Origin of the sequence: Neptuniibacter sp. QD57_21 (assembly GCF_047778075.1) — a bacterium.
Classification (GTDB): Bacteria; Pseudomonadota; Gammaproteobacteria; order Pseudomonadales; family Balneatricaceae; genus Neptuniibacter.
In genome coordinates, this window is the sequence record NZ_CP180549.1 from 1987680 (window position 1) to 2007357 (window position 19678).

Consider the following 19678-nt stretch of genomic DNA (forward strand, 5'->3'; position numbering starts at 1 on the left):
AGCCCACCACTCTACATAGGCTGTATCAACCTAGATACTTATCATCATAATAGCTTGTTCTTATTAATAAATTATTGCTTTAATGTAGTAACAACAATAAAAAACGAGCTGATGACCTATGCGTGCGCATAAACATTATTCTCAAGCTGATCTAAAGAAAGTCATCACTGAATTGGCCACTACTTTTAGTGATCGAATAGACCTATCTAAACCTGTGTGTGAGCAGCATGGTCAAGGCGAAGATAGCTATGGTTGTATCGCGCCCGATGCGGTTGTCTATCCTTTTAGTAACGAAGAAGTCGCTCAAGTCGTCAAACTCTGCAATCAATATAAAATTCCCGTCATTCCCTTTGGCGTAGGTTCTTCTGTCGAAGGGCATCTACTCGCCGTCAACGGTGGTATCTCAATCGATCTGTCAGAAATGGATCAGGTCATAGAAATAAATGCCGCCGACATGGATTGTCGCGTGCAAGCAGGTGTAACTAGAGAAGCGCTCAATCTAGCCTTGCGCTATGACGGCTTATTTTTCCCAGTTGATCCTGGTGCCAATGCAAGTATTGGCGGTATGGCAGCAACACAAGCCTCAGGCACTAACGCCGTACGCTATGGCACCATGCTTGATGCCGTTATCGGCTTAACTGTGGTAACACCTGAAGGCGACATTATAAAAACAGGTACACGTAGCCGCAAAAGCTCTGCTGGTTACAACTTAACGCAGTTGCTGGTCGGCTCTGAGGGCACCTTAGGCGTCATCACAGAGATCCAACTTCGCCTTCACCCTATTCCCGAAATCATTCGCGCAGCCGTATGCAGCTTTAAAACTGTGGCCGACGCTACCGATACAGTTATCAATGCCATGCAGCTGTCTATTCCCCTAGCCCGAATAGAACTGCTGAACAAGGCCCAAATGCAAGCTTGCATTGAATTTTCTCAGCTACACCAACTAACTGCTGAACCAACCCTTTTTATCGAGTTTCACGGCTCTAAAGCCAAGATTGAAGAAGACATTACGCTCCTGAAAGATATCTGCAATGAATTCGGCGGTAGTGAATTTATTTGGGCTGAAAATACCGAAGATCGAAACCGCCTATGGCAAGCACGACACAATGCTTACAATGCGGCTCATCAGATTATCCCTAACGGAAAAGTCCTTACAACCGATGTATGTGTTCCAATTTCAGCCCTAGCTAGAAGTATCTTACAAGCTGAAGCAGATGCTGAGTTAAGCAACTTACCCTGCCCAATCGTTGGCCATGTTGGTGACGGTAACTACCACGTCCTAATTGTTTTCGATCCAGATAATCATAACCAACATCAAGCAGCTAAAGCACTAGCAGAAAAGATCGTAAGCAACGCCTTAGCTCTAGGTGGCACTTGTACAGGTGAACACGGAATCGGCTTTGGAAAAAAACAATATCTGCTGGATGAGCATGAAACTTCGATAAATAGCATGAAGCTTGTTAAGCGGGCTTTGGATCCAAATAACATTATGAATCCCGGCAAGGTTATTGATCTGTGAGGCCAAAGCTTTGATCAAACAAATACTCCTCTTCAGCTCTCTACTCACATGCTCATACCTATTGACTGGTTGTGACAGCTCCGAAAATCAAAGCCTTCCCCCAAATCAAACCACAACAACAGCTCATCCAGCAAATTCTACTACTCCCCATGAAGCACAATCATCAACAGAGCTGATTCCCAAAGGTATCCTTTCTACTGACAAGCTAGAGCCTTTCTGGGGTGATCTTGATGAGATGAAAGATCGAAAGCTGATCAGAGCCTTAGTCACATACAGTAAGACCGACTTTTTCATTCATAACGGCAAGATCAAAGGACTACAAGCCGAACTTCTACAAAACTACGAAAAGCATATAAATAAAGGGATTAAGAAAGAGATAGACAAAACAAAGATTGTCTATATTCCGGTTACCTTTGATCAACTAATCCCCTCTCTTGTCGAAGGCAAAGGCGACATCAGTGCAGCGCTACTAACCGCAACAAACGAAAGAAAAAAGTTGGTAGATTTCACAAAGAGTAAATATTCAGAAGTATCCGAAGTCATTGTCAGGCACAAAACCGCACCAAAAATTGATTCATTAGAAGACCTTGCAGGAAAGACTATTCTCGTTCTGAAAGGAAGCAGCTACGCAGAACACCTTCATCAATTAAATAAACAAGCAGTATTTAAAGAAAATACTATTCATATAATTGAGGCTGATAGCACCTTACTTAGTGAGGATATTTTAGAAATCGTAAATGCAGGTATTTATAACTACACCATCATTGATGATTACAAAGCCAGACTCTGGCTTAAAGCTCTAACCAATTTAGAGATAGCTGAACAAATCAGTTTGAGCAAAAAGAACAGTCTGGGCTGGGGAGTTAGAAAACAGACGCCTCTTCTTCAGGACAGCCTGAATGAATTCATCCATTCGAACGTTCAGAAAGGCTCTCTTCTCGGCAATATCTTAATCAAACGCTACCTAGGTTCAACTAAGCGAATAACAAATCCCCTGCTCGATTTGGAACGCGACCGCTTAATTCGCTTACTACCTCATTTTGAAAAATACGCAGAAAAATACCACTTAGATCCTCTTGCATTGGCAGCACAGGCTTATCAGGAATCCCAACTCAAACAGGACACAAAAAGCCATAAGGGCGCAGTCGGAGTAATGCAGTTACTGCCTTCAACTGCAGCCGATCCAAATGTGAATATCAAAGCGATACACAAGGTAGATAACAATATACATGCGGGTGCAAAGTATATGGATTTCCTATCTCGACACTATTTACCCTCTGAAGAGATCACGCCTATCAATCGCTTTCTCTTAAGCTTAGCCGCCTACAACGCTGGTCCTGGCAATCTACGAAAAATGCAAAAACTAACGACTAAAATGGGATTAGATCCAAACGTGTGGTTTGGAAATGTTGAGATCGCAGCAGGCAGGATTATTGGACGAGAAACAGTACATTATGTTTCTAGCATCTATAAATATTACACGATCTATAATTTATCCAAACTTATCTATACCGAAAGGGTCCATACTCTTCAGCAATACGTAAAATAGAAATTGGAAGATACACAGAAAGAGACAGGCTAATGAAAAAGATAATCACGGGCCTTTGTTTAATTGCCTTAGGTGGATGCTACAGCATACCAAGAACCTTACCCGCAGATAGCTACTTAATAGATACAAGAATGGGACTGATGTGCCATGTTACAGAGTGTTATTACCTTGATCTAATTGGTAGCTCATCCGATGAGCTTACAGTCGCCAAAGCATATGGCCTACCCGTCAAAACTTACACATGGTCAACAGAACAGTTTGTTGAACTGATGCTCAACCCACCAGAACAGCTTTATAAAGCTGAAAAGCTATCTGATCATGAATACCAGATACCCAATAATGCAGCGACGACAGCAGCCTTCAAGGTACTAGACGATGAAGACCTGCTAATCTATCGTATTGGCGGTAATAGCAAAGGTTTGTAGATTACTAAACGGTAATTATGGCTTTTCTAACCAAATACGCCATGTAGTAGATCCATTAACACGCAGATAATATTCACCAGCCTCTTCGATCAAATAAGTATCTTCACCACCTCCACCTATGTGGAGGTTTTGAACGATATTATCTTCACTGTCGTGCAACGCTAATACAAAGATGGCACCGTCACTCTGAAATCTTAATTGGGTAGGTCCAGATACCTTAAACATCTCCGTTTTAGCTGTACGCTTACCTGCAAAATTAGGCTTCTTTGCACTCAACGCATTTAAATCTAAATTATCGTAACACTCCAAACGCCTATCAGGCTGCACTAGAGCCCTGCATTGTTCAAATGCCGTATTCACATCAGCAGATACAGGTAAAGGTGCTGCCAGAAACCCAGTGGACACAAGAGCCACTATAGAGCACTTCTTAACAAACATAATAGGAATCCTAATTTGATTGAAGTAAGCGGAGATGATCATAGGACTTAGCTTTAGTTTGCAGCTTACAGCTCCGTTCATCCTCTGGATCGTCACACAGGACTTCTACACCATCAGGGTAATGACTAAGATTTTTGCATTGCGCAACAAACATTAGGCCACCACTTTCGGTTTCATTGCGCGCTAAACTCTGCTCGACACAATCAGACTTCATCATTATGAGCCGCTTTACTTGATAGTCTTTTACAGAGGCCAAAGCACTCACAGAGACCAAACTTAAAATAAGAATAGAAAAAGTATTACGCACGAAAACCTCCCTTTAAATCAGAGTGTTAAACAAGCTTAACATCTAAAAATAAATATCAGGGATTTCGGGAAATGAGACAGACCTAAAGTACAAATTGTACTAGTACCCTAAGTCTAGGCAGGATCAGGACATAAAAAAGCGGCCCTCAGAGGGGCCGCAATAAACGCAAGAAGCTACTTGAAATAGCTTACTTGAGAGCTAGCAATGTTCAGATGCCAGCTCCCGTGGACTTCCGCTTAGAAGAAGCCTAGAGGGCTTTCGCTGTAGCTAACCAACATGTTCTTAGTTTGCTGGTAGTGCTCAAGAATCATCTTGTGAGTTTCACGACCTACACCAGACTTCTTGTAACCGCCGAACGCAGCGTGTGCTGGGTATAGGTGGTAGCAGTTCATCCATACACGGCCAGCCTCAATGCCACGACCCATGCGGTAAGCAACGTTAGTGTCACGTGACCATACGCCTGCACCTAGACCGAACTCAGTGTCGTTAGCGATAGCTAGTGCTTCTGCTTCGTCTTTGAATGTAGTTACAGAAACTACTGGACCGAAGATCTCTTCTTGGAAAACGCGCATGTCGTTTGTACCTTTTAGAAGAGTTGGCTTGATGTAGTAACCGCTACCGAAATCACCGTCTAGTTTTTCGATACCGCCGCCTGCTAGTACTTCAGCACCTTCGTCACGACCGATGTCGATGTAACCTAGGATCTTGTCGAACTGTTCTTGAGAAGCCTGAGCACCAACCATTGTTTCAGTATCTAGTGGGTTACCACGTTTGATCTGACCCATACGCTCAACAACTTTAGCTAGGAACTCATCAGCAATATCTTCTTGAACTAGAAGACGAGAAGGACAAGTACATACTTCACCCTGGTTGAAGAATGCTAGTACCGCACCTTCAACAGCTTTGCTTACGAACTCATCGTCCTGAGCCATAACGTCGTTGAAGTAGATGTTTGGAGACTTACCACCTAGCTCTGTTGTAGATGGGATGATGTTCTCTGCAGCACATTTCATGATGTGAGAACCAACTGGAGTAGAACCAGTGAATGCGATCTTAGCAATACGTGTGCTAGATGCTAGAGCCTGACCTGCTTCGCCACCGAAACCGTTTACAATATTCAGTACGCCTGCTGGTAGAGCTTCCTGGATGCACTCAAGAAGAATAAGGATAGATACTGGAGTCGCTTCAGCTGGCTTCAGTACGATAGAGTTACCTGCTGCTAGTGCTGGAGCAATTTTCCATGCAGCCATTAGTAGCGGGAAGTTCCAAGGGATGATCTGGCCAACAACACCTAGTGGCTCGTGGAAGTGGTAAGCAACAGTTGTTTCGTCGATCTCACCGATAGAACCTTCTTGTGCACGGATGCAACCAGCGAAGTAACGGAAGTGATCTGCCATAAGAGGAACGTCTGCAGCTAGAGTTTCACGAACTGCCTTACCGTTGTCCCAAGTTTCAGATACAGCCAAACGCTCTAGGTTAGCGTCGATTAGCTCAGCACACTTCAGTAGAACGTTCTGACGTTCGATTGGAGAAGTTTTGCCCCAAGACTCTTGTGCAGCGTGAGCAGCGTCCAGTGCCAATTCGATATCTTCAGCAGTGGAACGTGGAATTTCACAAATTGGTTCACCAGTTACAGGCGAGTTATTGGTGAAGTATTCACCTTTAACAGGAGCTACCCACTCACCGTTAATGAAGTTGCCATAACGTTCTTTAAAGGAAACAACTGAACCTTCTGTACCCGGCTTAGCGTAAATCATCTTCTAAGTGCCTCTTTATATTTATCTTACTGCCGTCTCTACTGACAGTTAATTTACTTTACCAACCAATATTAGCTATCCAGCAAGAAACACAGGTATCATCCCTTGGCATTGAAAAATTAATTATTTAGTACTAGTTATGGAGGCCCCACCCCTACGGGGTTTCAGAGATTCATCTCAGATCGCGCATAATACTAGGCACTAACCCACTGATTAACAAAGACAATCAGTGGCAACATCTCTCATTTTAAAGGCTCACCCCCCATATAAATAAACATCAAATAGCTATACTCTTATGCTATAAGGAATTTTCAAGGCGAATAAATTACGAGGCCGGAACGATGACGAAGTTATACCAAGTATCTACTTGGCAAGAATTTCTTGCTTTAGTTGAGTCAGAAGAACTCCGTGGCTGGGCATTTCGTGGACAACGGGATGCGGAATGGAGCCTTGAGAGTTCGCTCACTAGACGACTCAAGCAGTTTGTACCCCAAAGCAAATGGCATGAACGAGAAAGCAGGGCCATTCGTGTATTTAAACGTAAAGCTCACTATTTCCTAAATGATACCAGTGCACTTAAAGATGATTTTCGTTGCTTAGCCCTTATGCAACACCACGGCGCACCAACTCGGCTTTTAGACTTTACCAAGTCACCCTACGTCGCCAGCTATTTCGCTCTACAGTCCTGCACAACGCATGCTGCAGTTTATGCAGTAAATACCCCTGCCCTATGGCACAAAGCAACACCACCGGGCTTACCCGAGCTCACACGAGATGCAATTGACCCTCGTACGACTGACAGCCTTGGCAAATATTACCTTTCAAATAACTACCCGATCGTCTGGCCTGGTGAACCATGGTCGATGGATCGAAGAATCGTTGCCCAAGCAGGTACTTTCATGCTGCCTGGCAGAATCGATGTTTCAGTTGAAGAGCTATTAAATAATTACGAATATGATCAGCCACTTCTCGCTAAGATTGTCCTTAGCCCTGAAATCAGAAAAGAAGCAATGGAAGCGCTTTATCGAATGAATATCAGTAGCGCCACCCTTTTCCCTGATCTAGATGGCTTAGCACGTTCCATCTCATATGAACTTGAGGTTAGCTGGGTAGGCACACCCGATCCTAAAAACGATCAACTGATGCAGGACAAATGAGCGCGCTTCTCACATAGCTAAATAACAACCACAAGATTAAAATAATCCGATCTCTTAACTTGGAATCGGATCATGTATTCAGAAAGCCCAGAAATTGAATCCATCAACACTTGGACCTCTCCACTGTTTGTTACGACAAACCCTGATCACGAGTTCTTAAAAGAAGATCTTCTCAATTACATCTACAACTATCAAAAGCTTCACAATCAAACCAAAGCCGTTGCCAGCGAAGTAGCAGTAAGTGCAAAACATAAACTATTTGAGAGCAAGCTCTGCTTTCTGGAATCTGATGAACCGGTGATCCTTGAGCTTAGACGCATGCTCGAGGAACTACTGTCTGCCATAGCCACACAGGTAAACACGCCATACTGGCCAGAAGGCGCTGAAGGTGATGCAACCATCATTGAATCCTGGTTCCATGTCACTAAGGATGGCGGTTACCATGACATCCACTCGCACCCTAATTGCTCTTGGTGTGGAATCTATTATTTAGATGTTGGCGAGTGTGAATTGGGTACTCGCAACGGCATCAATCGCTTTTATGATCCTCGCAACAACGCCGATCATTATGGCGATGCTGGGACAGCCTATCTAAGCGAACAGGGCTTCTGGGACTTCCAACCTGTAGAAGGTCAGATTGTAATATTCCCGTCCTACCTAAAGCACTCAGCCCTGCCTTATTTCGGGCAGAAAGACCGCGTCGTGATTGCGTTCAACAGCATTGTTGATTTGATCTAATCACGCTTTATTTCAAGCACAAAAAAAGCCAGCTAAATGCTGACTTTTTTTGCTGGGACAGGCTGAGTGATATCGAAATATCACTCAGTTGTAAGTCAAAAACTTACTTAGGTAGTTTGAATGTCCAAACTGTGCCGCCCTGGTTTAGGTGCTTAACACGTTTAGCTACTTCACCACCCCATAGAGGTACTGCACCACCCCAACCGGATACGATTGATAGGTACTGCTCGCCGTTCTGCTCCCAAGTGATTGGAGAACCTACGATACCAGAACCAGTGTTGAATTCGTATTCAACCTTACCAGTCTTAGCGTTTAGGCCTTTTAGGTAGCCTTCAGGAGTACCAAAGAATACAAGGTTACCTTTAGTCGCTAGAACACCACCCCATAGTGGAGCGTAGTTCTTGTGACGCCATACTTCTTTACCAGTTTTTGGATCCATCGCACGTAGAACACCGATGTACTCGTCGTTCATTGGCTTGATAGTGAAACCAGCACCTAGGTAAGCTGCACCTTTTTTGTATGCAGTTGGCTCATTCCAGATGTCCATCGCCCATTCATTAGAAGGAACGTAGAACAACTCAGTGTCTTGGCTGTATGCCATAGGCATCCAGTTTTTACCACCTAGGAAAGAAGGAATAGCTAGAACAGATGTACCTTTCTTACCATCTTTAGAATCAGCTGGGTTACCTGGACGGTTTGCATCGTCATAAATTGGACGACCAGTCTTAGCGTCTAGGCCTTTAGCCCAAGAGATTTTATCTACGAATGGGAAACCACGGATGAAATCACCGTTCTGACGGTTAAGAACGTACATGAAACCGTTACGGTCAGCAGTCGCTGCTGCTTTTACAGTTTTGCCGTTAGCTTTATAGTCAAAAGAGATCAACTCGTTTACACCATCGTAATCCCAACCATCGTGTGGAGTAGTCTGGAAGTGCCAAGCGATCTTACCAGTATCTGGATCGATAGCTAGACGAGAAGATGAGAATAGGTTGTCACCAGGACGTAGGTGAGAGTTCCATGGTGCTGGGTTACCAGTACCGAAGAATAGAAGGTCAACTTCAGGATCGTAAGTACCGCCTAACCAAGTTGCAGCACCACCAGATTTCCAAAGATCGCCAGGCCAAGTTTTGCCTGCTTCACCACCGGAAATACCGTTTTCCATTTTCTTGCCATCTTTCCAGATGTAACCCATGTGACCTTCAACTGTTGGACGAGTCCAAGCAAGTTTACCAGTCTTAGCATCGTAAGCTTCTACTTTACCAACGATACCGAATTCACCACCAGATACACCAGTGATTACTTTACCTTTAGCAATTAGAGGAGCTGCAGTGATTGAGTAACCAGCTTTGTAATCTTCTACTTTCTTCTTCCAAACAACCTTACCAGTCTTAGCGTTTAGAGCTACTAGTTTAGCGTCTAGAGTACCGAATATTACTAGGTCGTCGTATAGAGCAACACCACGGTTGATTACGTCACAGCAAGGCATGATGCCATCAGGAAGACGTGCATTGTATTCCCAAAGCTCTTCACCAGTGTTTGCATCAACAGCGAATACACGAGAGTAAGAAGCGGTAACGTACATCACACCGTCTTTAACTACAGGCTGTGATTCCTGACCACGCTGCTTTTCACCACCGAAAGAGAACGCCCATACTGGACGCATGTCTTTAACAGTTTTAGTGTTGATTTTTGTCATTGGGCTGTAACGCTGACCACGTGGGCCCATACCATTTGTTACAACATCTTCAACAGTCATCTGGTCGTTAACGATATCTTTATCAGTAACACCAGCCTGTGCTGTGCCTGCCACAGACATCGCTGCAACTAGAGCAGACAGTGCGAATTTTTTCATTGTACGCTTCCTCTACGGATATTTTTTTTTTGGCGTTGAGAAGAGAGCCGGGAAATTTTCCCGAATCATGAAGGCAATTGTTTTGTTTTACAGCAAATACAACAATTAAACAGCAGAAGTACTTTTCTAGTCCCTTGGTAGTAATACCGCTATTTTTAAGTAAATTCAGCAGCTTACGCCGCCATTCAATAGCCCATTAGTCATAGTACAAACATGAGTATAGACAGGAATTACCGTTTAACTAGCCAAAGAAAGGAGCAAAGCAAAGAGGATTTAATTTGAGTTTTTCTATTTATAAAAACAAGCAGACTCAGAAAGCCTGCTCTTCATATTTGGGATAAAGGTGCGCAACAGTTCTGGCAAATTCCCGCTTACTTAATGCAATACCATCAAAATCTTTGGGGATCGGCAGTTTAATCACCTCGGTCATACTTAAACCATCCTGAGCTGCCCGCACTAAAACCCGATCCAACCAATCTAGATAGGCTAGCATTTGATCTAATGCTCTAGCGTCTGTAACAACGGGCCCATGACCAGGCACCATAACCTTGTAATCAAGATCCTTTAATTTCAGAATCTCTTTTTTCCACTGATGAATCCCAGGCGTATGAGGAGTGGTTAACGCTCGCTGATAGAAAACCATATCTGAGGCAAACACAACGCCGGTTTTTTCATCCATAACAACCAAATCCGAACCTGTATGACCCGTAAAAGGAAGTAAATGCAATCTATGTGAGCCAAGCTCCATTAACTGAACATCCAGTACTTTGCTTGGCGGGATCGCCTCAGTCGACCGCATCCAATCACCAACTAGTCGATACATATTTTCAGCAAAAGCATTTCCATGAAGCTCAATTCCCTGCTGTGTACCAGGGAGAGAAAGTATCTCTGCATCTGCAAAAGCTTGATTTCCTAAAAAGTGATCTGGATGGTGATGAGTATTAAAAACAACCTTGATAGGTTTATTCGTAACACTTTCTATTGCCGCCTTTAACGCTTTACCATATCTAAGGGATGGCCCAGTATCGATAACAACAACCCCATCTTCTGTTACGATAAAGCCAGTATTGACAATATTGCCGCCATTACTCTTTGAAAAGTCTTCCAACTTCCCCTTCAATAACCAAGTGTTATCAGCAATTTTTTGCGGTTTTAAATCATAAGAAAGCGGCGCCGCTGAAGCTGAATGAATCACTGCAGCAGCAGATAGGGCCAACAACAATCTTTTCATCAATCAACTCCTAGAGCGCATTCTCAAACTCATTACCACCATTATCTCGCATCCAGATACGATGACCTTGAGAACCATCTCTGACATCAAAAGTTAAAACTGGATTTTCACTGACAGGCTGAGACAACTCTAATTTTGCAAGTGGCGCACCTTCAAAGTTACGCACCTCTACATTCTCTATATAGAATTCAGGAATTGAACTAACTAAGCCGGTGTCCATCGGATGAACGACTTTAAGTTTATAGCGCCCCCCCTGCTCTCTGGGGAAAAACTTACTTTTCATTTCACCGAGATGGTCCTGCCAGTAGGTATTGGCAGCAGCGGCGCTTGGCGTGGTACACCCTCCACCTGCAGCGTCAAGATAGCTACCACCTAGATGCCAAACACCAGACTTAGAAAGTACAGCTGCTCTAATAGCAGTACCCTGCTGGACCTTAATGCGCATAGAAAGGTGAGGCACAATTTCTTTGTGGGGATAATAAGTAAAGATGTGCTGAATTGGATTAAGATCAGCAAAAACGACAATCTTATCGATCTTCCCTGCTAACGCTTCAGCATTAACAGTAATAGGAACCTGCGTAGGATCTTCAGCAAATTCAGGCACAGTGACTTTGACATTACTATCAAACACATATTTCTGATCGCCAATAAACTTGGCACGCATATGATCCCATAAAGGCGACTCTAGAGGATCTTGCTGGCCTGAATAACCAGCAATTGGTAAAGCAGCACTTATCAAAAGTGCTGCAACATTTCGCTTCAACATGGCATCCTCTTATTATTATTTGAATGCTATTTTTTCGAGCGTTGCTTTATAAAGCTATTTTACATCCTGGTAAAAAGCAGGCATCTCATAACTGAGACCGTACTTGCTATAAACTTCTTCCATTTCACCGGAACGAACCATAGCTTCGACAACATCACCTACAGCATAGCCAAGCTGTCTATAGGTATGCTTAACAGCCATCCCTATGTCCCATTTCTGCTTACCCATATTTGGATAACCATTCACGCCCAGCTTAAATTTCTTGTCGCCCGACTTACTGACTAACCAATCAACTTCGGCGCGCATTGCCATAACGGCATCTACCTCACCAGACTCCATACCTTTAAACGCTTCACGCGCATTCGTATAGTGGTGAGTCTTATCACGCATTCGCCCACCAAAAGCTGAAGTCAGATAAAACGCCGGTAGACTATCAATTTCCACCCCTACTGGGTGATATTGGAATACCGCCACTGTAGAAACGTTATCTAACTTTTCACTATCGTAAACAACTTTCCAGCTTTCACGCTGATAGGGCCCAAACATAACCACCATTTCATTAATAACGGCGCCTGTCGAATCCTGCATATAGCTGTATTCACGATCGTACGGAACACGCATCATGACATCGGCAATGGTTTTCAGTGCTAATGCATTTTCTTCATCTTTGTCGAGATAATGCCCTTTCCAGACATTATTTCTTAAATCATCTTCAAGGTTTTCATCTGGCGTGATCCAATGCTCACGGAATTCAACGCCTAGCTTTTCAGCAATTTTCTTACCGACTTCGACATCCACACCAACAGCTTTGCCGTTTTCCATATAGGAATATGGTGGGAAATCACGATAAAAACCAACCCTGATATACCCGCTATCAATTACATCGTCGTAATAACGAGCTTGCGCCAGGCTGCTAAGCAGGCTGGCGCAAGTGAAAATTATAGCGTTAGAAGCGCTTAACTTACTCATCCGTAGCGCGAGTTTCTAACCAAGCACGGATAGCCCAAAGAGCTTCTTGGCTTAGGTGTTCAGCCATTTTTGGCATGTAAACACGACCGTCACGTACTGCACCGTTAACAACACGGTAAGCATACCATTCGTCACCATCAACTCCTGGTTCTAGGTAACGTAGATCTGGCGCGATACCACCAGAAATCGCATCTAGACCGTGGCAACGTGCACAGTTTTGAGTGTAAGCAGACTCACCGATTTTAACCGCTAGTTCACGGTTTTCGTAATCTTCAGTGTAAGGGTTAGATTCTTCCCACTCTTCACCTAGAACTTTTAGGCCTGTTACATCGATAGCCTGTGGAGTTACATCACCGTGCGCCATTGTCTGGCCAGAAATAACTGCAGCTAACATACCCGCTGTAGTCATGCTCAAAAGTTTCTTGTTGATAGACATCTTTTTTTCACCACTTTAGTTTTTATACTCTCGCCTTCCCCAGTTAAATGAAATACTGACTGAGGGATATCTGCGTGTTCAGATACCTGACGATCATCTCTACATTAAGCCAAAGCCACCCACTCCAGCTGTTTGCATATATGATATTGCGTGTGCAAAATCAGCAAGAATTGTACTTTGGGTTCCAAAAACTACTCCCTTGGTAGGAATGTCGACCCAGATTGCAACCTAAGTAGCATTTTGTACGCCATCTATCCATACCTGAGCACTAATCCCTCTTTATTAGTACGTGACTTCTCCCTAAGACTCTCGGGATTTTATCCTGCACAAACAGGACTTAACCCCTGATTAACAGGGAATCCTGCCGTTGTCGTATATATACCCTTAAGCCGAGAATGGTTACCAGCGAATATCAATCGCAAGTTATAACTTTCCTATAACACTAGGGTTTATAAAAATGACAAAAAAAATAAACATGACAGACTTAAAGCCGCTTTGCGCTGCAATTGGTCTTAGCTTAGTAGCAGGCGCTGCTACTGCTAAACCAGTTACTTGGGACGACATCAAAAATGACGCAAACACTCCAGAAGACGTTCTAGGTTACGGTATCGGACCTAAAGCACAGCGCTGGAGCGACATGACAGAGATTAACGATAAAAACGTTAAGAAATTGACTCCTGCATGGTCTTTCTCCTTTGGTGATGAAAAACAGCGTGGTCAAGAAACTCAAGCACTAGTACATGATGGCATCATCTATGTAACTGGTTCTTACTCTCGCATGTTTGCACTAGATGCTAAAACGGGTAAGAAAATTTGGTCTTACTCTTACCGCCTACCAGACGACATCCGCCCTTGCTGTGACGTAGTTAACCGTGGTGCAGCTATTTTCGGAGATCTTGTTTACTTCGGCACTCTTGATGCAGCTATCGTAGCTCTAGATAAAAAAACTGGTAAGCGCGTTTGGAAGAAGAAATTTGCTGATCACACTGAAGGCTACACTATGACTGGTGCACCTACGATCATCAAAGATCAGAAAACGGGTAAAGCAATGCTTATCCACGGCTCTTCTGGTGATGAGTTTGGTGTAGTAGGCAACCTATTCGCTCGTGACCCTAAGACGGGTGAAGAGATCTGGATGCGCCCATTCGTTGAAGGTCACTACGGTCGCCTAGACGGCAAGAAGAGCACACCTACAGGTGATCCAAAAGCTCCATCTTGGCCTGATGATCCAAACTCACCAACAGGTAAAGTTGAAGCATGGAGCCACGGTGGTGGTGCACCTTGGCAGTCCGCTAGCTTCGACGTTGAAACAAACACTATCATCGTAGGTGCTGGTAACCCTGCACCATGGAATGGTTGGGCTCGTACTTCTCCAGGCGGCAATCCAGCTGACTACGACAGCCTATACACTTCCGGTCAGGTTGCAGTAGATCCATCTACGGGCGAAGTTAAGTGGTTCTACCAGCACACTCCAAACGATGCTTGGGATTTCTCTGGTAACAACGAACTTGTTCTGTTCGAATACAAGGACAAAGGCAAGACAATCAAAGCGACAGCTCACGCTGACCGTAACGGTTTCTTCTACGTTGTTGACCGTCAGAACGGTGACTTCATCCGCGGCTTCCCATTCGTAGACAACGTTACTTGGGCAACTCATATCGATCCTAAGACTGGTCGCCCAGTTGAGGTTGAAGGCCAACGCCCACCACCACCAGAGCCAGGCAAGAAAAAGGGTAAATCCATCGAAGTTTCTCCTCCTTTCCTAGGCGGCAAAAACTGGAACCCTATGGCTTACAGCCAAGACACAGGCCTATTCTACCTTGGCGCCAACCACTGGAAAGAAGACTACTGGACTGAAGAAGTTCACTACAAGCGCGGTGCTGCTTACCTAGGCCAAGGTTTCCGTATCAGAAAAATGTACGACGACCACGTAGGTGTTCTTCGTGCAGTAGACCCTAAGACTGGTAAGATCGTATGGTCTCACAAAGAGAAACTTCCTCTATGGTCTGGCGTTCTCGCTACCAAAGGCAACCTAATTTTCACAGGTACTGGTGATGGTTACTTCAAAGCATTCGACGCTAAGACTGGCGAAGAACTTTGGAAATTCCAGACTGGCTCCGGCATCGTATCCTCCCCTATCACTTGGGAAGAAGATGGCGAACAGTACATCGGCCTAGCTAGCGGTTACGGTGGCGCGGTACCTCTATGGGGTGGCGACATGGCTGACCTAACTAAGCCTGTATCACAGGGTGGTTCTTTCTGGGTATTCAAACTCCCTAAGAACTAATAGTTACTACTTGATGTAACCCAAGCCCGCGAGCTCCCCAATGCTTGCGGGCTTTTTAGGATAGAGATATGAAAAAAACAATATTATTTACGCTCCTACTGTCCAGCCAACTTGCTACTGCAGATGACCTAGTGATTAATGGCTGCACCATTGCCCCAGATACTAAATGTCCAGGCGTTAATTTGTCGGGTGCCGATCTAAGCAATGCAGATCTGTCTAGAGCTGATCTAACTGGCGCAAACCTAAGCGGTACTATCCTTCGTCACGCAGTTCTTAAAAACACCAAGATGGAAAAAGCAGATCTATCCAATGCAGATCTTGCTCGCGCGGATATGAGACACGCAACAGTTCGAGGCTCAAACCTAAGCCATGCCAATCTTGAAGCTATCAACGGTTGGGCATTGTTCGCGCAGGACGCAAATTTTTATCGCGCAAATTTACATGGCGCAAATTTAAATTTCTCTCGTCTTAGCAGCGCTAAATTCGTAGAAGCCAACCTTCAGGCTGCAAATCTAGAAATCGCCTGGATGACAAAAGCTATTTTGACAGGCGCCAACCTTAAAAACGCCAATCTACAGGAAGCTAAGCTAAATGCCGCGTCTTTAGAAAATGCTGACTTCACAGGCGTTAGGAAGCACTACGCTACATTCCAAGCAACCTATATGGACGGCTGCAAAGGCTGCCCATTTGGTTGGTCTAAGAATTAAATCCAAACAACAAAAAGGCGCATCGAACTTTGTTCCATGCGCCTTTTTTATAACCAAACTAATGCTAGCTCACATTAGTTCCCACTTTCACAAGACCGGTCTCTATAGCCAGATGCACTAATTCCGCCGTTGAACCTATATTCAACTTACTTTTTAGTATTGCGGTATAGTTAGAAACCGTCTTACTACTAATACAAAGCTGTTCTGAGATCTCTTTGACATTATTGCCTTGCGCTAACATAACAAAGATCTCAAACTCGCGCTGAGTCATCTCCTTAAGACGCTTATCCTTTTGCTCAGGGCGCGACACCGCTAAACGCATAGCCAACTCATGCTCGACATAAAGCTGCCCACCAGCAACCTTAGTAACTGCTTCAATCAAAACCTCCGGCGTACAGCTCTTAGTGATGTACCCTTTAGCACCTGCATCTAAAGCCTGAGTTACTACAGGTATTTCATCATACATACTGAAGAAAAGTATTTTGATATCAGGACAGCGCTGTAAGATTCGACGAGTTGCCTCAATACCACTGATGCCATTCATGTTGACGTCCATGATAACTACATCGGGTGTTTCAGATTGACACATACTATATGCCTGATCACCACTACCAGCTTCTAACACTTCACATGGAGCAAGCATTGTCGATAAAAGGCTTGCATAACCCTGACGCACTACAGCATGATCATCCGCTATTATTATTTTCATACCAATTCCTGTACTAAAGGGATTTGCAGAACAACTTCACTCCCTTTTTTATCTAACTTATTAATCTTTAGCTCACCTGACACACAACGAGCTCGCTCTTGCATTGATCGAAGCCCCAATCCTTGAGACCCAGAATCAACATACCCAACACCATCATCCATCACCCGCAGAACAAGGGCTTCGCCATCAAAAACAACCCTAACTAAAACATGCTCAGCCTGAGCATGCTGAGCCACATTATTTAAAGACTCCTGAAGTATTCGATAGATATGCGTATTAGTTTCATCATCTAACGAAGGAATAAAATCTGGTAAATCTAACGACACTTTCACTTGGTGAGATTGACGCCAAGTATCGACCTGCGTACGTATAGCATCTAACAAACCCAACTGCTCCAATATAACCGGATGCAGCTCTCTGATCAGCTGCCTGAAACTAGTCTGCATCGCATCACAGTTGATCGATATTTGATTACCCACCGAAGCAACCAAATCGGTATTAGACGAGTTTTCTTTTACCAAATAGGCTTGAGCTTTAATACCCGTGAGATATTGCCCAAGATCATCATGAAGCTCCCTGGCAAGATGAGCACGTTCAGTTTCCTGCAAACGCATTAATTCATGGGTCAGCTTTAAGTTATCGCTCTGAGCTTCCTGAAGGGAGTGAGCCATAGAATTAAAATGACCAGCTAACTGATTGATTTCTTTAATAGAATACTCTTCAAGTCGAGCAGCATAACGGCCCTTTTCAATTTCATTCAAAGCTGCAAGAAAATCTGATACAGGCTTAATCCCCTGACGGACACCAACATAGATTGCTAAATTTGAAAGTAATGCACTCAGCACAAATAGGACAAATACGTGCTGTACAGATTCCCAAACTTCCTCAACCTCATCGGTAGGATCTGCTTGCAGCTTTAGCGCTCTACCGTCAGGTAGGTATCGGTAATATTCTTTTTCAGTGAGCCGATCAAGTCCCGGTATTAAATCCATAAACCAAGCAGGAACTTCATCATCTATCTCTGAAGACAGTTCATCATCTGCACCTACCTCCCCACCACTTAAGGAATCATCAACAAGGATGATCTTTACGTGGCGAGTCTCTCCTTCGAGCATACTTTCAAGTAAATCACTGTCAGTGACCGCAACACTGAGTAACTGATGAGTAAAGCTAAGCCCAGCAGTAACTTCTCGAGTAATATCTTTGGTAGCTTGCTGAAGCGTTTCATAAATCGTGATCGATAGCGCTACAGCAAACACTGCTGAAACTAGTAAATTTAAGCGCAGGACTGCATTCATATGTACACCTATACTGATATCTCTAACAAAATTAGAGAACCTTCTAAGTATGCTAATGAGTCCCTATTGGTAAGAATCCCTCCAAGGACCGAAACAAAGTACTACTTAAGTACTCATTTCAACCCATAGTGGGAACAAAATGAATTATGGGGCGAACTTAATTACACCAGCATCAACTGCTAAATGAACAAGCTCCGCTGTAGATGCAATCTTCAATTTACTCTTAATCGTAGTAACGTAATTTGAGACTGTTTTAACATTAATTCCGAGTGTATCTGCGATTGTTCGATTGCTCTGACCGCGAGCAAGCATTACAAAGACCTCGAACTCTCTCTGCGTCAAATCCCGGAGACGGCCTTCTGTTACATCTTGGTTATTTAGAGCAAGTTTCATAATCAAGTCATACTCAATAAAAACCTCACCCTCTCTTATCTTTTCTACAGCTTCGATAAGCGTTTTAGGGGAGCCTGACTTGGTTATATAGCCCATAGCACCAGCATCTAACGCCTGCTTCACCATCAAAGCTTCGTCGTACATGCTAAAAAATAGGATTTTAGCATCACGGTCTTTATCTAAGATTCGAGTGGCCGCTTCTATGCCACTAATACCAGGCAGATTGATATCCATAATCACTAGATCTGGCTTTTCAGCAAAATATAACGCCTCAGACTCCTCTCCGCTTGCTGCCTCGATTATTTCACATGGCTCGATAACCGTAGGCAAGACACTTGCGTACCCCTGACGTACTACAGAATGATCATCAGTAATTAGGATTTTCATCGATACTCCAAGATATAAACTTGCACGCCAATCTTACCACCTAAAGTAGTAATTGTTTACATCTTAGCAACGAAAGAACTATGGGGTGTAACAAGAGGAAGGAGAAAGCCTGCGTACGCTTATACAAAGCGCACTCAGGCTTTAGAAAGATACGGATTATTTAACGTTAAAAACGCCTTCCATTCCTTTATGCTCTAGGCCTTCAGCGAAGAATTCAAATTTACCCGGCTTAATTGGCACGAAGTAAATTTCAGCTTCACCTTCCTGTTCAAACTCCAGCTCTTTTAAAGTAGCTGCTTTAATTTCCATATCGCCAGCTTCTACTTTGCGCAAGAAAATAGAATTAAATAAACCCGGAGCTTTCAATGCGTACTCAGTTTGACCGCTAGAGATAATCTTTAACTTGTATGACTTACCCGTCTCAAGGTTGTATTCCTTTTCAGACAAGTGATAACGATTATCTTCGGTTCCTAGAACAAGATCAGGAAGCTTTGCAGGTCTACGTGTTAAATCACCTTCAGCAACAGCCGCTGTACTAGTAATTGCAATAACAGAAGCTAAGCCGCAAGCAGCAAGATTCTTGATTAAGCTCATAATTCACCCTTGGTTTAAATTACTTATTATTTATGCACTTAATGCTAAAGACCGAACTGGGTAAAAGAACCCTACTTCAGTACTAATTGATTTCTACTTTCTTCATATTCCGAGTTCACGAAATCCCACTTATGCTGGGCATAAATCATAATAAAG

Annotated in this window: 19 protein-coding genes; 7 read left to right on the top strand and 12 right to left on the bottom strand. The window is 43.7% G+C overall.

Translation table 11 applies throughout. The features are described from left to right. The first annotated feature begins 118 nt into the window (after positions 1–118). The 3 genes from ACMXYS_RS08830 to ACMXYS_RS08840 are packed head-to-tail and all read left to right on the top strand — an operon-like array spanning position 119 to position 3493. A complete protein-coding gene (locus ACMXYS_RS08830) occupies positions 119–1519 on the top strand; it encodes an FAD-binding oxidoreductase (RefSeq protein ID WP_415896284.1) in 1401 nt (466 codons plus the stop codon). 10 nt (positions 1520–1529) lie between these two features. Next, positions 1530–3068 (top strand): transglycosylase SLT domain-containing protein, encoded by a 1539-nt coding sequence (locus ACMXYS_RS08835; RefSeq protein ID WP_415896285.1) that lies wholly within the window; start codon positions 1530–1532, stop codon positions 3066–3068. Positions 3069–3100: 32 nt separating this feature from the next. Then, positions 3101–3493: a hypothetical protein gene (locus tag ACMXYS_RS08840; RefSeq protein ID WP_415881352.1), complete on the top strand. Its 393-nt coding sequence runs from the start codon at positions 3101–3103 to the stop codon at positions 3491–3493. Positions 3494–3508: 15 nt separating this feature from the next. Here ACMXYS_RS08840 and ACMXYS_RS08845 read toward each other — a convergent pair whose 3' ends face one another. From ACMXYS_RS08845 to ACMXYS_RS08855, 3 genes are all read right to left on the bottom strand, one after another. Further along, complete coding sequence (locus ACMXYS_RS08845; protein ID WP_415881353.1) at positions 3509–3931, bottom strand: hypothetical protein; 423 nt, start codon at positions 3929–3931, stop codon at positions 3509–3511. A gap of 10 nt (positions 3932–3941) precedes the next feature. Further along, entirely contained in the window at positions 3942–4238 is a 297-nt protein-coding gene (locus tag ACMXYS_RS08850) for a hypothetical protein (RefSeq protein WP_415881354.1), read from the bottom strand. 236 nt (positions 4239–4474) lie between these two features. After that, positions 4475–5995, bottom strand: coding sequence for an aldehyde dehydrogenase family protein (locus ACMXYS_RS08855; RefSeq protein ID WP_415894610.1), 1521 nt, complete (start codon positions 5993–5995; stop codon positions 4475–4477). 341 nt (positions 5996–6336) lie between these two features. Here ACMXYS_RS08855 and ACMXYS_RS08860 point away from each other — a divergent pair, with 341 nt between their 5' ends. Continuing rightward, complete coding sequence (locus ACMXYS_RS08860; protein ID WP_415896286.1) at positions 6337–7152, top strand: FRG domain-containing protein; 816 nt, start codon at positions 6337–6339, stop codon at positions 7150–7152. 72 nt (positions 7153–7224) lie between these two features. Further along, the gene (locus ACMXYS_RS08865) at positions 7225–7890 is read left to right on the top strand and encodes a putative 2OG-Fe(II) oxygenase (protein ID WP_415896287.1); all 666 of its coding nucleotides are present in this window, start codon (positions 7225–7227) and stop codon (positions 7888–7890) included. Positions 7891–7993: 103 nt separating this feature from the next. Here ACMXYS_RS08865 and ACMXYS_RS08870 read toward each other — a convergent pair whose 3' ends face one another. The 5 genes from ACMXYS_RS08870 to pedF form a co-directional block, all read right to left on the bottom strand. Further along, positions 7994–9745, bottom strand: coding sequence for a PQQ-dependent methanol/ethanol family dehydrogenase (locus ACMXYS_RS08870; protein WP_415881358.1), 1752 nt, complete (start codon positions 9743–9745; stop codon positions 7994–7996). A 310-nt stretch (positions 9746–10055) separates the two neighbouring features. After that, positions 10056–10976 carry a quinoprotein relay system zinc metallohydrolase 1 gene (locus ACMXYS_RS08875; protein ID WP_415896288.1) on the bottom strand — a complete coding sequence of 307 codons (921 nt, stop codon included), beginning with the start codon at positions 10974–10976 and terminating at the stop codon, positions 10056–10058. A gap of 10 nt (positions 10977–10986) precedes the next feature. Continuing rightward, positions 10987–11742, bottom strand: coding sequence for a quinoprotein dehydrogenase-associated SoxYZ-like carrier (locus ACMXYS_RS08880; RefSeq protein WP_415896289.1), 756 nt, complete (start codon positions 11740–11742; stop codon positions 10987–10989). Between the two features lie 54 nt (positions 11743–11796). After that, positions 11797–12711 carry a substrate-binding periplasmic protein gene (locus ACMXYS_RS08885; RefSeq protein ID WP_415896290.1) on the bottom strand — a complete coding sequence of 305 codons (915 nt, stop codon included), beginning with the start codon at positions 12709–12711 and terminating at the stop codon, positions 11797–11799. Further along, positions 12704–13147, bottom strand: coding sequence for a cytochrome c-550 PedF (gene pedF, locus ACMXYS_RS08890; RefSeq protein ID WP_415881362.1), 444 nt, complete (start codon positions 13145–13147; stop codon positions 12704–12706). The genes ACMXYS_RS08885 and pedF overlap by 8 nt, the downstream gene beginning before the upstream one ends. A 457-nt stretch (positions 13148–13604) precedes the next feature. On the opposite strand from pedF, the gene exaA reads away from it, so the two are divergent. Beyond that, entirely contained in the window at positions 13605–15434 is a 1830-nt protein-coding gene (gene exaA, locus ACMXYS_RS08895) for a quinoprotein ethanol dehydrogenase (RefSeq protein ID WP_415896291.1), read from the top strand. A 68-nt stretch (positions 15435–15502) separates the two neighbouring features. Then, complete coding sequence (locus ACMXYS_RS08900; RefSeq protein WP_415896292.1) at positions 15503–16141, top strand: pentapeptide repeat-containing protein; 639 nt, start codon at positions 15503–15505, stop codon at positions 16139–16141. Positions 16142–16205: 64 nt separating this feature from the next. Here the strand turns inward: ACMXYS_RS08900 and ACMXYS_RS08905 are convergent, their stop codons facing one another. The 4 genes from ACMXYS_RS08905 to ACMXYS_RS08920 all read right to left on the bottom strand — a co-directional run bounded on the left by ACMXYS_RS08905 (position 16206) and on the right by ACMXYS_RS08920 (position 19522). Then, complete coding sequence (locus tag ACMXYS_RS08905; protein ID WP_415881365.1) at positions 16206–16850, bottom strand: response regulator; 645 nt, start codon at positions 16848–16850, stop codon at positions 16206–16208. Continuing rightward, positions 16847–18148 (bottom strand): histidine kinase, encoded by a 1302-nt coding sequence (locus ACMXYS_RS08910; RefSeq protein WP_415881366.1) that lies wholly within the window; start codon positions 18146–18148, stop codon positions 16847–16849. Before ACMXYS_RS08910 ends, ACMXYS_RS08905 begins: the two co-directional genes overlap by 4 nt. A 144-nt stretch (positions 18149–18292) precedes the next feature. Further along, complete coding sequence (locus ACMXYS_RS08915; RefSeq protein ID WP_415881367.1) at positions 18293–18928, bottom strand: response regulator transcription factor; 636 nt, start codon at positions 18926–18928, stop codon at positions 18293–18295. 156 nt (positions 18929–19084) lie between these two features. After that, the gene (locus ACMXYS_RS08920; RefSeq protein ID WP_415881368.1) at positions 19085–19522 is read right to left on the bottom strand and encodes a copper-binding protein; all 438 of its coding nucleotides are present in this window, start codon (positions 19520–19522) and stop codon (positions 19085–19087) included. Between the last annotated feature and the right edge of the window lie 156 nt (positions 19523–19678).

Bases quoted from the DNA above. Each gene is read 5' to 3' on its own strand.
- ACMXYS_RS08905 (WP_415881365.1), bottom strand. From the start codon at position 16,850: ATGAAAATAATAATAGCGGATGATCATGCTGTAGTGCGTCAGGGTTAT.
- exaA (WP_415896291.1), top strand. From the start codon at position 13,605: ATGACAAAAAAAATAAACATGACAGACTTAAAGCCGCTTTGCGCTGCA.
- ACMXYS_RS08830 (WP_415896284.1), top strand. From the start codon at position 119: ATGCGTGCGCATAAACATTATTCTCAAGCTGATCTAAAGAAAGTCATC.
- ACMXYS_RS08840 (WP_415881352.1), top strand. From the start codon at position 3,101: ATGAAAAAGATAATCACGGGCCTTTGTTTAATTGCCTTAGGTGGATGC.
- ACMXYS_RS08865 (WP_415896287.1), top strand. From the start codon at position 7,225: ATGTATTCAGAAAGCCCAGAAATTGAATCCATCAACACTTGGACCTCT.
- ACMXYS_RS08910 (WP_415881366.1), bottom strand. From the start codon at position 18,148: ATGAATGCAGTCCTGCGCTTAAATTTACTAGTTTCAGCAGTGTTTGCT.
- ACMXYS_RS08855 (WP_415894610.1), bottom strand. From the start codon at position 5,995: ATGATTTACGCTAAGCCGGGTACAGAAGGTTCAGTTGTTTCCTTTAAA.
- ACMXYS_RS08870 (WP_415881358.1), bottom strand. From the start codon at position 9,745: ATGAAAAAATTCGCACTGTCTGCTCTAGTTGCAGCGATGTCTGTGGCA.
- ACMXYS_RS08915 (WP_415881367.1), bottom strand. From the start codon at position 18,928: ATGAAAATCCTAATTACTGATGATCATTCTGTAGTACGTCAGGGGTAC.
- ACMXYS_RS08880 (WP_415896289.1), bottom strand. From the start codon at position 11,742: ATGTTGAAGCGAAATGTTGCAGCACTTTTGATAAGTGCTGCTTTACCA.
- ACMXYS_RS08900 (WP_415896292.1), top strand. From the start codon at position 15,503: ATGAAAAAAACAATATTATTTACGCTCCTACTGTCCAGCCAACTTGCT.
- pedF (WP_415881362.1), bottom strand. From the start codon at position 13,147: ATGTCTATCAACAAGAAACTTTTGAGCATGACTACAGCGGGTATGTTA.
- ACMXYS_RS08875 (WP_415896288.1), bottom strand. From the start codon at position 10,976: ATGAAAAGATTGTTGTTGGCCCTATCTGCTGCTGCAGTGATTCATTCA.
- ACMXYS_RS08860 (WP_415896286.1), top strand. From the start codon at position 6,337: ATGACGAAGTTATACCAAGTATCTACTTGGCAAGAATTTCTTGCTTTA.
- ACMXYS_RS08885 (WP_415896290.1), bottom strand. From the start codon at position 12,711: ATGAGTAAGTTAAGCGCTTCTAACGCTATAATTTTCACTTGCGCCAGC.
- ACMXYS_RS08845 (WP_415881353.1), bottom strand. From the start codon at position 3,931: ATGTTTGTTAAGAAGTGCTCTATAGTGGCTCTTGTGTCCACTGGGTTT.
- ACMXYS_RS08920 (WP_415881368.1), bottom strand. From the start codon at position 19,522: ATGAGCTTAATCAAGAATCTTGCTGCTTGCGGCTTAGCTTCTGTTATT.